The sequence below is a fragment of the Ferrovibrio sp. MS7 genome (genome assembly GCF_038404985.1).
Lineage (GTDB): Bacteria > Pseudomonadota > Alphaproteobacteria > Ferrovibrionales > Ferrovibrionaceae > Ferrovibrio > Ferrovibrio plantarum.
Genome location: NZ_JBBKBA010000001.1, coordinates 1 through 15,017, shown reverse-complemented (window position 1 = coordinate 15,017; position 15,017 = coordinate 1). Strand labels below are relative to the sequence as shown.

Here is a 15,017-nt window from a genome sequence, read left to right as displayed (position 1 = left end):
CGAGCGCTCCGTATATTCGGTAGTTTAGCCGATCTGGTGGGCGGAATGCCTTGGAATTCAGCCGATATTCTAGCCCAATTCATCTGCCGCTACAAATGCGAGACGAAACCACCTGGCCGCTACAGGTGGTCGCTCTCGGCGAACAGATTTGTGCTATCGGCCAGGAAGGCCAGAGGCCGGCCCCCCACCTCCACTTCCCATTTCGAGAAAGCCACGACCAAACGGTCGCCGGGGCGCATTGCCGGCAGGTTGAGCGTGATGCTGGCATGCTCGCCGCCGCCCAGTTGCCGATGCAGCAGGCTCTTGCCGTTCAGCGTAATATCCAGATCGCAGGTCAGCGGCGGCACGCCGCGCAGAAAAGCCTGTTGCGGCTTCTGGTGCGTGGCATAGGTTATGGCGGTATGGCCAGAAAACCAGTTATCGGCCCAGAAGCCGGCCACTGAGCGCGGGACTTCACCGGCATTGTTGCGGCTGCGGCGCAGGCGGCGGTAGGTGTTGTAGATCAGGCCGGTCAGACGCGAGCCGTGATATGACATGGAGCGCAGCTTGGAGCCGACGATTGTTCTCAGCATGCCCTGCTGCTGGAAATAGATCACCCGGTGCAGCCGGGCGACGAGGCGCCAGATCGACGGGAAGGAACCGATCAGCGGCCCCATCCGAGGATGGCTTTCGACCAGACGGTAGTGCCACAGGCCCTCAAAATATTGTGTGGCGATAAAGCCCAGATGGCGGCGGCAGACATCGAAGACCTCGCCAAACACCTTGCCGCGCTGACCGATTGTCTTGGTATCGGCATGCAGCCGCGAGCGTGCCCATACCCTCGGCACATGGGTGATGCTGGCCTTCAGCTTGCGCATGCGCAGCCAGTAATCGTAATCCATCGCATAATGCAGCGCTGCATCGAACGGCCCGACGATACTGGCGATACGGCGGCGCCAGAAGGCCGCCGGCTGGCATATCATGCAGTCATAGACCAGGGCGTCGTTGGTGTAGGGCTGGGTGTTGTAGCGGCCGATCTCGGCGCCATCCTCGTCGATATACAGGGCTTCGCCGTAAACCATGTCGACGGCGGGATTCTCGGTGAAATACGCCACCACCTCGGCGATCGCCGTTGGCTCCAACACATCATCCGAATTGAGATAGGCCAGGATGTCGCCCTTTGCCAGCGCCATACCCTTGTTGATCGCATCGGTCTGCCCGTCATCCGGCTCCGAAATCCAGCGCACGCGGGCGTCGTAGCGTTTCAGGATATCCACGGTGCCGTCGGTGGAATTGCCGTCCATCACGATATATTCGATATTGTCGTAAGTCTGGCCGAGAACGCTGTCGATGGTGGCGGCGATGAAACGGGCCTGGTTGAATGACGGGGTGATGATCGAAACCAGCGGCCTGGCGTCGACTTGCTTATCGCTGGTTTTGGCCACGGATCTGCCGATGCCGCCACGCCGCGCCACACGCCGCAGGGCTTGTTGCAGGTTCAGCGCCGATTGCTTCCAGGAATACAGTTTCAGACGCTGGCGTCCGCGCTCCACTATGTCCTGCCGCAGATTGGGAGAAGTTATCAGCCGGTGCAGCGTGTCTGCCATTGCTTCCGGATCGAGCGGCGAGGCGTAGAGCGCGGCATCGCCGGCAATTTCCGGCAGGCTGGTGGTGTTGCTGCACGCAACCGGCGTGCCGGCATGGAAGGCTTCCAGCAGCGGAATGCCGAAGCCTTCGTATAATGAGAAGAAACATAAAGCCGTGGCCCTGGCGAGCAGGGCGCTGACCAGCTCACCCCGCACATAGCCGAGATGGCGGATCGTCAGGTCGCGATATTGTGCGGCCAATGCCGGCCAGTCGTTCTTCGCGCCAGTCAGCACCAGCGGAATGGCGATGCCATGCCGCTTGGACAGCAGGCGCAGGGCATCGAACAGGCGCCGGTGATTCTTGTGCGGCCACAGATTGGCGGGGAAAAACAGGAAGTCGCCGTCGGGGATCTGCTTTTGCTCGGCCGCGGTCAATGTGTCGGGCCGGATTTCTGCATGTTCAAGCTGCAGGGCCGGCGGCATGAGGAAGATGTCTGCGCAACGGCATTCCGGATGCGCCAGCACGGTGTTTCTGGAGAATTCCGAGATCGTGCCGATGGCGCCGGCATGGTTCAGCACCGGTGTGAATGCGTTCTGCCTGCCCTTGATAATCTCGGCGTTGAAGAATTCCGGAAAAAACTCATGTTGCAGATCGGGGATATAAAAAACCCGTCTCGACAGATCGTAGTCAACGCAGTCGCCGCGCGGATAGATATGAAAAATCACGTCGGCTTGCTGCTTCAGCCGCAATGCCTCAAGCTGGTCATAATATTGGTGCAGAGGCAGCGTGATAACCGCCTTGCTGCCGGGAATATCTTCCACAAGGTGCCGATTGAATACGCAGCAGGCTATTACATATTCATCATTGCTGTCTGGCAGGCTGAACAAGGCGCGCAAGACGCCGATGATATTCTGGATGATGCCGCCGGATTTCTCCGGTATCAGCGCGCGGATATCAATAATGGCTTTCATGATGAGGCGGCTTTCCCTAATCGGGCTGGTTATAGGCGTTCCGCTTTTGCGGCGACCAGCCGCCATCGATCGGGGCCTTCGATGCCGGCAATGAATGGGTTGGACCAGGTAACGGGTTCGGATGTCACGTGCTTGTACGCAAGATGCATGCCGCCGATACCCCGCTGCCGCACCCGGCCCTGCGGCACCAGCATCTGGGTGGCGGTGGGGTGTGCCGGATCGGTGCTGAGGCGGAACGGCCCACTGCTGTCGCTGAACAGCGAGAATTGTGCCGGCAGCTGATCGGGCGGCACCGGCAGTGTCACAGTGCAGCGGCCTGCAACCTCGTTGCTCAGCGGCTGTAGGCCGTATCTGAAACCGGGCAGGCGGTCCCGCCGGCCAGCGCCGGATAAGCCGCGTTTGCAGGCCAACAAGGCCGATAGCAAGCGCCATTCCGTCTGCCGGCCAGCCAGTGCGGCGGCGCCAAAAGCCTGGCCGACCCAATCCTGCAGGCGCTCAACCGGCCGGCGCGGCCGGCGGGCCAGAATGGCGGCGATTTCCTCCGCGCGCGCGCCGCCGCCGCTGTTGGTCTTGGTATTCGAGTCGTTGATAACGACCGCCAGCACAGTATCTATACCGAGAAATTTGCACCCTGCATCCCGCAGGCGCAGCCACAGATCCCAGTCCATCGTATAATGCAGCGATGTATTCAGGCCCTGGATCCGCTCGACGGCGGAGCGGCGCACAAAGGCCGCCGGCTGGCAGATCGTGTTGCTGCGGTCCAGCCTGGCGGTATCAGGTGCATAGGCGGGAAAGTAGCCGATGAAGGCGCCGTCCGCGTCCAGATAACTGGCCTGGCCGTACACAATATCGATCTCGGGATGGGTGTCGAAGATTCTGCCGACCCGTGCCAGGCTGCCGGGCAGCAGGCGGTCATCGGCATTCAGCCAGCCGAGAATCGAGCCCGCAGTATTGTTCCAGCCTTCCTGTATGGCGGCCGCCTGCCCGCCATCCGCCGTACGGTAGTAGGAATAGGCCGGTCGCAAGCCGGCGGCTGCCACGATGCTGTCCACCCCGGCATCGCCGCTGGCATCAAGCAGGGCATAGTTAAGGGCAACCTCCTGTTGCGCCAGACTGGCCAAGGCGCCGTGCAGCTTCTCCAGCCCGGTGCGCAGCGGCACCGAGATGCTGAAACTTTGGGCCGTGCCGGCGGCGCAACCGCTCATTGCTGGCGGCTCTGCCAGCGGTCCAGCAATCCTCGCCACCATGATTTGGTTTCGCGGGTGTCGGTGATTTCGGCAGTGTCGGCCGCTGCGATGATGTCAACCGATTCGGCCATGTCAGGCACAGCCGCCGGCTGCATCTCCACTTGGCTGTGGATTTTCGGTTTGTTGACGGTATCCTGATAAATATTCAGCACCTGTTCGGCCGATTTGCGCCAGGAGAAGCTGGCGGCCTGGAGCCGCGAACGCTCGCGTCCGGCGCGCAGCAGTTCGGCATCGTCCAGCGGCTTGCAGATCGCCGCAGCGAGGGCGGCCACATCATGCGGATCCACCATCAATGCCGCGTCGCCGGCCACTTCCGGCAGCGAACTGACATTGGATGTCACCACGAAAGCGCCCTGGCTCATGGCCTCCACCACCGGCAGGCCAAAACCCTCCCAATAGGACGGGAACAGAAACAGCGTGCAGTTCTGCATCAGCCATTGCAGTTCCTCCTCGCTGCAGAAGCCCATCATATGCACCCGGTCGGCGATGCCGAGTTCGGCCAAGTGTTGCATGAAGCCATCGAACATCCAGCCCTTGCCGCCGGCGATCAGCAGCGGCGGGCAATCCGCGCGCCCATGCAGGATGCGGGCATAAGCCTCGGTCAGCTTGAAGTAATTCTTGCGCGGTTCAAGCGTGCCCACTGAAAGCAGGAAGTCGCTGCCGGCATACGGCGCCAGCCGGGCCGGGCAGGGCAGCGGCGTGGCGCTGGTGAAGCGGCTGGCCAGCGGCACCACTTCCACTCTTTCCGGTTCGACATGCGGAAACAGCGACAGGAAATGGTCGCGGGAGAATTTTGAGATCGAGATGATCCGGTCGGCATAGAGGCTGGCCTGGAAGATGCCGCGAAAGCAGCCGATCCGGTTTGCTTCCGTGGTCCATTCAGGGTTGCTGATGAAGCTCAGGTCATAGAGCGTGTAGACCAGCCTGGCTTTACGCAGATGCGGCGGGCAATAGAAGTTGTGGCTATGCACCACGTCCGGCGAACCCAGCAGGTGTTCCAGATCCGGCGGTGGATTATACCAGAATTGCCGCAGCTTTTCGTACGTATCCTGGTGCAGCCCGCGATGGAAGTTATACTGCATCGGCAGCACGGTACTCTGCCGCCAGTTCTCGTCCCAGAACAGGTCGCCGAAATTCGGGTAGAGCAGATAGCTGTTGGTCTTGTCGATCTGCGCTAATTCACGGATCGTTTGATACGCGACATTGCCGCAGCCGGCGCGCAGCAGACCAGTTTGGCTGACATCGAAGCCTATACGCATGATGCTCCTAATCGCGCAGCAATTTGCCGAGCAGGGGATATTTGCCGATCAGCGGGCCGTTCCATTCGCGGATCAGTCCGCGCACTTCCTTGCCCAGGCCCCGGTTCCAGCGCAGATCGGCATAGATCAGATGGAGGGTGAGGTGTTTCACAAAGCGCGCATGATCCTGGCGTTCGATGCCGCGGGCATCGGCCACCGCATGGGCGTAGTTGGACAGCCAGCGGGCCGGAACCCTGCCCAGGCGCTGGCGCAGCATGCTATTCAGTTCGCCATGCACGGCAACGCGGTTGGCCAGGGTCTTGTTCTCGGGATACATCCGCGAACCGGCCAGATGCGCGGATGTATGATGGAATACGCAGCCGGCCTGGGCGGCACGCAGCCAGTATTCATAATCCATGCAGAAACGCAGGGTGCTGTTCAGGGGGCCGATGCGATCGACCACGCGGCGCCGGAAGAATACCGCCGGCTGGCACAGAAAACAGACATCGCGCAGCCGTTCCGGATTCCAGGCTTCGGTATAGTAGCGTTCCATCACCGCATCGGCGGGATCGATATGGCTGGCCTCGCCATATACGAAGTCAACCTCGGGGTGGCGCTCGAAAATCTCGGCCACGGCCTGAAAAGCCCCGGGATAATAGATGTCGTCCGAATTGAGCCAGGCAATGATATCGCCATCGGCGGCGGCCAGGCCGCGATTTACCGCAGCCGCCTGGCCGCCATCGGGTTCGCTGACAAAGCTTAGCCGGTCGCCATAGCGGCGGAGGATTTCAACCGTATCGTCTTTGCTGCCGCCATCGAAAACATTATACTTAAAAGTTGCATTTCCTTGATTTAAAACACTTAAGATGGTTCTCTCAATATACTGTCCTTGATTGAATGAGGGTGTAATAACGCTGAACATGACCATGGTTGCGACCTTTCCCTGACGCCGGGAAATATTATGGGCTTTATGAAGAAAAGTGTAGATTTTCAGGCGCTGTTTCACGCAGCGCCGAAATTTATGCTGAACCAATAGGCGTTGTAAATCGGCTTTCCCGCGATTAGTTTGCGGCCGGCCGCCGGGAGCAATGCATGCGCCGGCGCCGGCTTTCCCGAGACTGCTGGGCGGAATATGGATCAGGATGAATATGACCGCATGGCCGCGGTTGAGGAGACGTTGTGGTGGTACAGGGCTTTGCACCGTATCCAGCAGCAGCGTCTCGCGGCGCTGCGGCTCGCCCCGACCGGCCATGTCCTGGATGCTGGCTGTGGCACCGGTGGCCTGTTGCGTTTTCTGCGCCAGCAGATGCCGGCGCTGGTGTTGCACGGCCTGGAATTCAATGCCGAGGCGGCCGGCATGGCGCGGGCCAAATCCGGCCTGCCGGTGACCGAAGGTTCGGTCAATGCAATGCCGTTTGGCGATGCTGCGTTCGATGCCATCGTTTCAGACGATGTACTGTGCCATGCCGGGGTGGATCAAGCTGCCGCCTTGGCGGAATTCCTGCGTTGCCTGAAGCCGGGCGGCCGTCTTCTGCTCAACCTGCCGGCTTATTCCTGGATGAATTCGCCGCATGACATCCATGTCCATAATGTCCGCCGCTACACCAAGCGGCAGGCCATGCAGCGGCTGCGGCAGGCCGGGTTTGCCATCGAGGCGGCGGGCTATTGGAACAGCCTGTTATTTCCCCTGATGCTGCTGCACCGCATGAGCGTCGGTAAAATGCAGACCGCCAGCGATGTGCGGCCGCTCGCTCCCTGGCTCAACACGGCGTTGTTTTCCATTGCGCGCCAAGAAGAATGGCTGAACCGCTATGGATTGGGGCTGCCTTTCGGCGGCTCCGTCTGGTTGCAGGCAAGGCGGGCATGACCGCGCCGGATTCCGGTTGTCTGGCCTGAAAACGACGAGCGTTGCAACTTCACCGACCCAACAACATACTGGTGGCGGCGTGGTTCGGGGGAATGATTAAAAATGATTGTTGGCAGCGGCTTGCTTGCGCAAGGTTTCCGTAAATATAGCGGCAGGGACGATATAGTCATTTTTGCTTCCGGGGTTTCGAATTCTGCCGAAACCGATCAGGCCGCCTATAGCCGCGAGCAGAATTTGCTTGAGCGGCATCTGTGCGGCGTTGACAGGCTTTTCGTTTATTTCAGCACCTGCAGTATTTTTGATCCGGAGCGCCAGGACAGCCGTTATACTAGGCATAAACTGGCCATGGAGGCGCTGATCGCCGCCGCCGCGCCGCGGCATTATATTTTTCGTCTGCCGCAGGTTGTCGGCAATATCGGCAATCCGAATACCTTGGCGAATTTTCTGCATGACAAGATCAAGGCCGGTGAAAGTTTCAACGTTTGGGCCAGGGCGCCGCGGGCGCTGCTCGATATTGAAGATGTCTGCCGGATTTGCAGCTATGTAATTGATAACGAAGCCTTGCCAAGCGGCGCCATGAATGTCTTTCCGCCTTTCGCGGTCACCGCCCTGGATATTGTGCGGGCTTTCGAGGTTATTCTCGGCCGGGTCGGCAAATATGAAGTGCTGCCGCTGGGTACGCCCTATCATGTTGATACTACTGATATGGCTGCTATAATGGCGGCTGCTGGAGTAGAATTTCCCAGCAATTACTTCGAAAAGATACTAAGGAAGTATTATGTCCGCCATGGTTAGGTCAAAGAAATATGACATATCCATAGTCATTCCTGTTTATAGAAGCGAAAAAATACTTCCAGATCTTATCGCCAGGATTCGCGAAGCCTTGCAGGATCGCTCCTTCGAAGTGATCCTGGTGCATGATTGCGGGCCGGATAACAGCTGGCAGGTGATCGTCGAATTGTGCAAGACCAATCCGATGGTGCGCGGTTTCAACCTGCGCCACAATGTTGGCCAGCATAATGCCATCATGGCCGGCCTAAATGCCGTGCGCGGCAAGATAGTCGTCACCATGGACGACGACCTGCAGCATGCGCCGGATGATATCGCCATGCTGTGCGAGCAGGTGCGCAACGGTTTCGATGTTTGTTATGCGAAATTTCCGGCCCGGCATCATGCGCTGTGGAAGCGCCTGGGCAGTAAGTTCAACGACATGCTGGCGCGCATTCTGCTGCGCAAGCCGAAAGACCTTTACCTGTCGCCGTTCAAGGCTTTTTCGCGCGAACTCGCCGACGAGATCGTGAAATACCGCGGCGTGTCGATCTATATCGACAGCATCATCCTCAGCTTAACGCGCAACATCACCTCGGTCGAGGCCAAGCATCATCCGCGCCTGCATGGCACCGGCGGCTACAGCCTGCTGAAATCCACCCGGCTGCTGATGCGGATGTCGACCTCCACCACCATTATTCCGCTGCGCATTGCCATGCTGATGGGGCTGTTGCTGTCCTTTAGCGGCCTTGTGCTGGCCATTCTGCTGGTGGTACAGCGTTTCACCTGGAATGCCATGCCGGTCGGCTGGTCTTCCGTGGTTGTCGCCTCGCTGATCCTGGGCGGAGCACAGCTTTCCTGCATCGGTATTGTTGGCGAATATATCGGCAATATTTTCATGATGCTGACCGGCAAGCCCCAATATACGGTCGCGGCCAGTGCTAATGTTGAAGATGAAAATGCTCAATAATCCTGCCTTGCGGCAGTTTGTACTCTATGCGTTGTGCGGCGGCAGTGGTGTGGCAATGGATTTTATACTCTATTCCGTGCTGATACAGGCCGGCATATGGTACCAGTTCGCCAATCTGGCCGGTTATGCCGGCGGCACGCTTCTCAGTTTTGTGCTCAACCGCGCTTTCACCTTCAAGGTTTTCGACCGGCCGCTCTTGCGGCTTGCGGTTTTCTGCGGTGTCGCCTTCACCGGCTATCTGGTCTCCACCGCGATGCTGTGGTGGATGATCGACAGGCTGGCCATCCATCCGATTCTGGCAAAACTTCTCACCCTTGGCGTTGTTCTGGTACTGCAATTCAGCCTGAACCGCCTGATTACATTCAAATCAGCTCAGGCTACTCCATGACGCAAGCAACTCTCCCGACAACTCAAGCCGCCGAAGACGCAGCGGTTGACTGCCTGATCGTCGGCGGCGGTTTCACCGGCCTCTCGGCCGCGCTCGATCTGACGCGCCAGGGCCGCTCGGTACTGCTGCTAGAGCAGGATGCGTCGCTTGGCGGCCTGGCCGGCGGCTTCGATATCGGCGGCTTCGAACTGGAGAAATTCTATCATCACTGGTTTGTCAGCGACCGTGAAGTGACCGATCTGGTGGCCGAGCTTGGGCGCACCGATTCGGTGGTGACGCATGAAGCGCGCACCGGCATGTATTTCTCGAATAATTTTTTCCGTCTAAGCACGCCGGTCGACCTGCTGCGGTTCAGCGCCTTGCCATTCCTGGAACGTATACGGCTTGGCATCGGCGTGCTGCGAGCACGCCAAGTGCGAGACTGGATGCAGTTGGAAAACCGCTCGTCGCGCGAATGGCTGCTCGAATTGTTCGGCGAGAAGGTATTCAAGGTGGTTTGGGAGCCGCTGCTGGTGGGCAAGTTCGGTGTTTTCGCCGATACGATTTCCGCCGTCTGGTTTTGGAAAAAGCTGGTGCTGCGTGGCGGCAGCCGCGCCAATAGCGGCAAGGAGATGCTGGCCTATTACCGTGGCGGCTTCGCCGCCCTGGCGCGGCATATGGGCGAGGAAATCCTGCGTCGCGGCGGCCGTATCGAAACCGGTCAATCCGCCCAGCGGGTGATCGCCGAAAATGGTCGCGCCTTGGCGGTGGAAACCTCGAAGGGTATCTACAAGGCCAAGAGCGTGCTGCTGACAACGGCTTTGCCCGACGCGGCTGATCTGTTGCGGGATGCCGCGCCGGAAACCTATCTACAGGCGCTGCGGAGGGTGCAGTATCTGGCCAATATCTGCCTGGTGCTGCAACTCGACCGCAGCTTGTCGAGTACCTACTGGCTCAACGTAAACGATCCCGGCTTTCCCTTTGTCGGCGTGATCGAACACACTAATTTTGAGCCGCCGCAATATTACGGCAACAGCCATATCGTCTATCTGTCGCGCTATCTGCCGGCCACCGATGCGTTCTACACCATGCCGGATGACGAATTGCTCGAATTCGCCATGCCGCATCTAAAGCGCATGTTTCCGGCGATGGAGAAATCTTGGATCAAGCAGCATTATGTCTGGCGTGCGGATTACGCCCAGCCGATCGTGGAGAAGCATTATTCCAAGATCGTGCCCGGCATGCAGACGCCGCTTGAGAATGTGCTGATTTCCACCATGGCGCAGGTCTACCCTGAGGATCGGGGCACCAATTATGCCATTCGTGAAGGCAAGAAGGTGGCTGCCCACATCGTGAATTCTCTGTCTGCCACCAAGCCGCAGGCATAAGCCGGCGCGGTGCCGATTGTTATTCCGGGGCATTGCCATGACGCATGTTTTCCATAAGAGCATTCTGCGCGAATACGATATTCGCGGCATTGTCGGCGAAACCCTGTGGGAAGCCGATGCCGATGCGATCGGCCGCGCTTTCGGCACCCGTGTGCGCCGCGCCGGCGGCGGCGTCGTCTGCGTCGGCTGGGATGGCCGGCTTTCCAGCCCGGCAATGGCCGCCGCCCTGGTGCGCGGCCTGACCAGCACCGGCTGCACGGCGGTGCAGATCGGCTGCGGCCCCACGCCGATGCTGTATTACGCCGCCAAGGCACGGCATGCCGATGGCGGCATCATGGTTACCGGCTCGCATAATCCGGCCAATCACAACGGCTTCAAGATGGTGTTTGGCAACAAGCCGTTTTTTGGCGCCGATATTCTCGATATCGGCCGGCTGGCTGCCGCCGGGGATTGCGAGCAGGGCGACGGCCTGGCAACGGAGGCTTCGGTATTCGAGGAATATGTGCAGCGGCTGCTGCAGGATTTCACGCCGGGCCGGCCGCTGCGTGTGGTCTGGGATTGCGGCAATGGCGCCGCTGGCGCGGTGGCGACGGCGCTGGCGCAGCGCCTGCCGGGCCAGAACACGGTTCTCTATGGCGAGATCGACGGCAGTTTCCCCAATCATCATCCCGATCCGACCGAGCCGCACAACCTGATCGATCTGATTGCCGCGGTGCGCGCCCAGGGTGCCGATCTCGGCATTGCTTTTGATGGCGATGGCGACCGCATCGGCGTGGTGGATGGCGAGGGCGAGATTCTATGGGGCGATAAATTGCTGATCGCTTTTGCCGAACAGATTTTGGCGGATCGGCCGGGCGCTCCGATCATTGCCGATGTGAAGGCATCGAAGGTGTTTTTCGATCAGGTCGACAAGCTGGGCGGCAAGGCGGTGATGGGGCGCACCGGGCATTCGCTCATCAAAACCATGATGGCCGATATTGGCTCGCCGCTGGCCGGCGAGATGAGCGGCCATATCTTTTTCGCCGACCGCTATTATGGCTTCGACGATGCGCTTTATGCCGCGATACGGCTGCTCGGCATTGTTGCCGGTTGGCCGGATCAGGGCCTGGCCGATTGGCGCAAGCGCCTGCCCAAGCTCTACAACACGCCGGAAATCCGCATCGATTGCGCCGATTCACGCAAATTCGATGTGATTGCAGAGGTGCGTGAGCGGCTGCATGCCGCCGGCACGGCCTTCAATGCCGTGGACGGCATCCGCACCGATACCGAGCATGGCTGGTGGCTGTTGCGCGCCTCCAACACACAGGCGGTGCTGGTGGCGCGCTGCGAGGCCACGGCGCCGGAAGGGCTGCCGATCCTGCTCGCCTCGCTTTGGCAGCATCTCGACGCCTGCGGCATCGCCCGGCCTGCCGGCTATTGAGGGGGCGCCGGCGAGCTGCGGTCTGCTCAGACGCGCCCGAACGTATCCTGGAAGCGCACGATATCATCCTCGCCCAGATAGCTGCCGGACTGGATTTCGATCAGCGACAGCGGCAGCCGGCCGGGATTCTCCAGCCGGTGCGTCACGCCGATCGGAATATAGGTCGACTGGTTTTCCGATAGCAGGAAAGTATCGTCGCCGCGCACCACGCGGGCCGTGCCGCTGACCACCACCCAATGTTCGGCGCGGTGATGATGCATCTGCAACGACAGACTGGCGCCCGGATTGACCATGATATGCTTGACCTGGAAACGCGCGCCGGCATCGATGCGCCGGAAGTAGCCCCACGGCCGGTAAACCGTGGCGCTTTGCTCCACTTCTTCGCATTGCGCCTGTTTCAAGCGATCAACAACCTGGCGCAAATCCTGCGCCCGGTCGCGTGGCGCCACCAGCACGGCATCATCGGTGGCCACCACCAGCAGATCGGATACGCCCAGGGCGGCGATCAGCGGTCCTTCGCTGCGCAGATATGAGCGGGTGCAGTCGATGGCGTGGACATTGCCGCGTGTCACATTGTCGTCGTCGTCGCGGCTGCCGATATCCCACAGCGCCGACCAGGTGCCAACATCGCTCCAGCCGGCGCTCAACAGCAGCACGGTGGCCTTGCTGGTGCGTTCCATCACCGCGGTGTCGATGGCGTCGGACGGGCAGGCGGCAAAAGCCCCGGCATCGACGCGGACAAAATCGGCATCGGTTAGCAGGTTTTGCGCCGCTGCCGTGCAGGCCGCCAGGATATCCGGGCGATGCTGTTCCAGTTCGGCCAGGAAGCGCCGGGCGGAAAACAGGAAGATGCCGCTATTCCAGTAATAGCTGCCTTCGGCCAGGAAGGCTTCGGCGCGGGCGCGATCCGGCTTTTCCACAAAGCGGTCGACATGGCGGGCGGTTGCCGCGGCGCCGGCTGATTGATGCGCCAGGGCGGCGCCGGCCTTGATATAGCCGTAACCGGTTTCCGGCGCATCCGGCTCGATGCCGAAAACCACCATATGGCCGGCCCGGGCGGCGTCGGCCGCCGCCAGGATGGTGTTGAGCAAGGTGCCGGCATCGCGCACAACATGATCGGCCGGCGCCACCAGCAGCAGCGGGTCGTTATCCGCGCCGTCATATTGGGCGAGGCAGGCCAGGGCGGCTATGGCCGCCGCCGGCGCGGTGCCGCGGGCCGCCGGCTCAAGCAGAATCTTCCCCATTGGCAGCCCGGTGCGGCGCAGCTGTTCGGCGATCATGAAACGATGCTCGTCGCTGCATACATACCAAGTGGGTTCCAGTGCCGGATTGCTCAGCCGGGCGGCGGTTTCCTGCAACATGGTGGCTTCGCCATCCATTGCAAGGAATTGTTTGGGCAGCGCCCGGCGCGATAAAGGCCAAAGTCTGGTGCCGGTACCGCCGCAAAGAACCACGGGGACAATAATGGCTGCTGTTGTCATAATGGCCGTTTCTTCATCCAAATAATAAAAATCTATGATTTGTCCGCTGCTTTAATAGCTGAGGCTAGATTAGAGAAACAAACTGTAGATTTCGTAAACTAAACGCTCCAGCCCAGCAAGTGGTCGCCTTCGTTCAAGGCCATGGAAGAATTGTATCGACTGGTCGTATAGCATCTGAGCAACCCTAATGCTATTCCATAAGACTTTTTTATGTCTCAAAAGTTATAGATTCTCTCCATAAAATGGGCATAATAGTGGACAGATTGCATATATAGAACTCAGAGCTAAGCGAAAGTATTCGGTTGGCATTTACATGTTTGCAGCGTGCGCCGCAACCTTAAGGTTTAATACGGAGGCAATTGCTCGACTTCATGCTACGGCTTGGCTCAACCCAAAAAAATGAAATATAACGTCTTGTTCTTTAACCTGCATAGAAAAAGCTTGCTGTATGGATAAGAAGAAAGTCGCCTTTATCACGGGCGTAACGGGTCAAGACGGTGCCTTGCTGGCGGAACTGCTATTGCAGAAAGGATATGTGGTTCACGGCCTGAAGCGCCGCTCCGCATCCTTCAATACTGGCCGTATCGAGCATCTTTACCAGGATCCGCATACGTCCGGCGTCAATCTGTTCCTGCACTATGGCGATCTTACCGATGCCACCAACCTGATCCGTGTGGTTCAGGAAGTGCAGCCGGACGAGATTTATAACCTGGCGGCGCAAAGCCATGTGCAGGTCAGTTTCGAGACGCCGGAATACACCGCTAATTCGGACGCGCTGGGCACGCTGCGCCTTCTGGAAGCGATCCGTATCCTGCGCTTGAACGACAAGGTGCGCTTCTATCAGGCATCGACCTCGGAATTGTATGGCAATGCCAAGCCGCCGCAATCCGAATATACGCCTTTCGAGCCGCGCAGCCCCTATGCCGCCGCCAAGCTTTACGCCTACTGGATCACGCGAAACTACCGTGAAGCCTATGGCATGTTCGCGTCGAACGGTATCCTGTTCAATCATGAAGGGCCGACCCGCGGCGAGACATTCGTCACCCGCAAGATCACCCGCGCGGTGGCCGCCATCGTGACCGGGAAGCAGGACCGGCTGTATCTCGGCAATTTGAACTCACTGCGTGATTGGGGCGATGCCCGTGATTATGTCGAGGGCATGTGGCGCATCCTGCAGCATGACAAGCCGGATGATTTTGTGCTGGCCACCGGCGAGGCGCATACCGTGCGCGAATTTGTCGAACTGGCTTTCGCAGAGGCCGATGTCAGGATCGAGTGGCGCGGCAGCGAGCTTGAGGAAGTTGGCGTCAATGCCAAGACCGGCGATATTCTGGTGCAGATCGACCCGCGTTATTTCCGCCCCACCGAAGTGGATTACCTGCTCGGCAACCCTGAGCGGGCGAATACCATTCTGGGCTGGAAGCCCAGGATCAGCTTCCGCCAGATGATCGCCGATATGGTGGCGGCTGACATGAAGCTGGCGCACAACCCTGTAGCCGAATAAAGCTGCTGTCTAATAGCACGGGCGGGGCGCGTTGAGGAGGCGAGGCGATGACGGTAATCGTAACCGGTGGTGCCGGGTTCATCGGCTCGGCGCTGGTGCGGCAGCTAAATGCGGCTGGCGAGTCGGTGGTGACGGTGGACAAGCTGACCTATGCCGCCAACCTGGACAACATCGCCAACCTGCCCAATCCCGGCCTGCACCGCTTCGTGCAGCTCGATATCTGCGACCGC

At 59.6% G+C, this 15,017-nt stretch carries 13 protein-coding genes; 8 read left to right on the top strand and 5 right to left on the bottom strand.

The features are described 5' to 3' along the window. Positions 1–119: 119 nt before the first annotated feature. Genes V6B08_RS00065 through V6B08_RS00050 form a run of 4 tightly spaced genes read right to left on the bottom strand, consistent with a single transcriptional unit; the run spans position 120 to position 5,944 of the window. Positions 120–2,537, bottom strand: coding sequence for a glycosyltransferase (locus V6B08_RS00065; protein ID WP_341976821.1), 2,418 nt, complete (start codon positions 2,535–2,537; stop codon positions 120–122). 29 nt (positions 2,538–2,566) lie between these two features. Further along, complete coding sequence (locus V6B08_RS00060; protein WP_341976819.1) at positions 2,567–3,697, bottom strand: glycosyltransferase; 1,131 nt, start codon at positions 3,695–3,697, stop codon at positions 2,567–2,569. 41 nt (positions 3,698–3,738) lie between these two features. Then, positions 3,739–5,043 (bottom strand): glycosyltransferase family 4 protein, encoded by a 1,305-nt coding sequence (locus tag V6B08_RS00055; protein ID WP_341976817.1) that lies wholly within the window; start codon positions 5,041–5,043, stop codon positions 3,739–3,741. Between the two features lie 7 nt (positions 5,044–5,050). Beyond that, positions 5,051–5,944: a glycosyltransferase family 2 protein gene (locus V6B08_RS00050; protein ID WP_341981543.1), complete on the bottom strand. Its 894-nt coding sequence runs from the start codon at positions 5,942–5,944 to the stop codon at positions 5,051–5,053. 210 nt (positions 5,945–6,154) lie between these two features. Between V6B08_RS00050 and V6B08_RS00045 the strand changes: the two genes are divergently transcribed. From V6B08_RS00045 to pgmG, 6 genes are all read left to right on the top strand, one after another. Next, positions 6,155–6,889 (top strand): class I SAM-dependent methyltransferase, encoded by a 735-nt coding sequence (locus V6B08_RS00045; RefSeq protein WP_341976814.1) that lies wholly within the window; start codon positions 6,155–6,157, stop codon positions 6,887–6,889. A gap of 102 nt (positions 6,890–6,991) precedes the next feature. Next, positions 6,992–7,684 carry an NAD-dependent epimerase/dehydratase family protein gene (locus tag V6B08_RS00040; RefSeq protein ID WP_341976812.1) on the top strand — a complete coding sequence of 231 codons (693 nt, stop codon included), beginning with the start codon at positions 6,992–6,994 and terminating at the stop codon, positions 7,682–7,684. Beyond that, complete coding sequence (locus V6B08_RS00035) at positions 7,668–8,627, top strand: glycosyltransferase family 2 protein (RefSeq protein ID WP_341976810.1); 960 nt, start codon at positions 7,668–7,670, stop codon at positions 8,625–8,627. Before V6B08_RS00040 ends, V6B08_RS00035 begins: the two co-directional genes overlap by 17 nt. Continuing rightward, positions 8,617–9,015: a GtrA family protein gene (locus V6B08_RS00030; protein ID WP_341976808.1), complete on the top strand. Its 399-nt coding sequence runs from the start codon at positions 8,617–8,619 to the stop codon at positions 9,013–9,015. Before V6B08_RS00035 ends, V6B08_RS00030 begins: the two co-directional genes overlap by 11 nt. Beyond that, positions 9,012–10,382, top strand: a complete 1,371-nt coding sequence (locus tag V6B08_RS00025; protein WP_341976806.1) for an NAD(P)/FAD-dependent oxidoreductase — start codon at positions 9,012–9,014, stop codon at positions 10,380–10,382. The genes V6B08_RS00030 and V6B08_RS00025 overlap by 4 nt, the downstream gene beginning before the upstream one ends. A gap of 37 nt (positions 10,383–10,419) precedes the next feature. Then, the gene (gene pgmG / locus V6B08_RS00020; protein WP_341976804.1) at positions 10,420–11,802 is read left to right on the top strand and encodes a phosphoglucomutase/phosphomannomutase PgmG; all 1,383 of its coding nucleotides are present in this window, start codon (positions 10,420–10,422) and stop codon (positions 11,800–11,802) included. A gap of 26 nt (positions 11,803–11,828) precedes the next feature. Here the strand turns inward: pgmG and V6B08_RS00015 are convergent, their stop codons facing one another. Then, the gene (locus V6B08_RS00015) at positions 11,829–13,283 is read right to left on the bottom strand and encodes a mannose-1-phosphate guanylyltransferase/mannose-6-phosphate isomerase (RefSeq protein ID WP_341976802.1); all 1,455 of its coding nucleotides are present in this window, start codon (positions 13,281–13,283) and stop codon (positions 11,829–11,831) included. Positions 13,284–13,731: 448 nt separating this feature from the next. Between V6B08_RS00015 and gmd the strand changes: the two genes are divergently transcribed. Beyond that, complete coding sequence (gene gmd, locus V6B08_RS00010) at positions 13,732–14,787, top strand: GDP-mannose 4,6-dehydratase (protein WP_341976800.1); 1,056 nt, start codon at positions 13,732–13,734, stop codon at positions 14,785–14,787. 47 nt (positions 14,788–14,834) lie between these two features. Further along, a partial coding sequence (locus tag V6B08_RS00005; RefSeq protein WP_341976798.1) for an NAD-dependent epimerase/dehydratase family protein occupies positions 14,835–15,017 on the top strand: 183 nt, incomplete at its 3' end.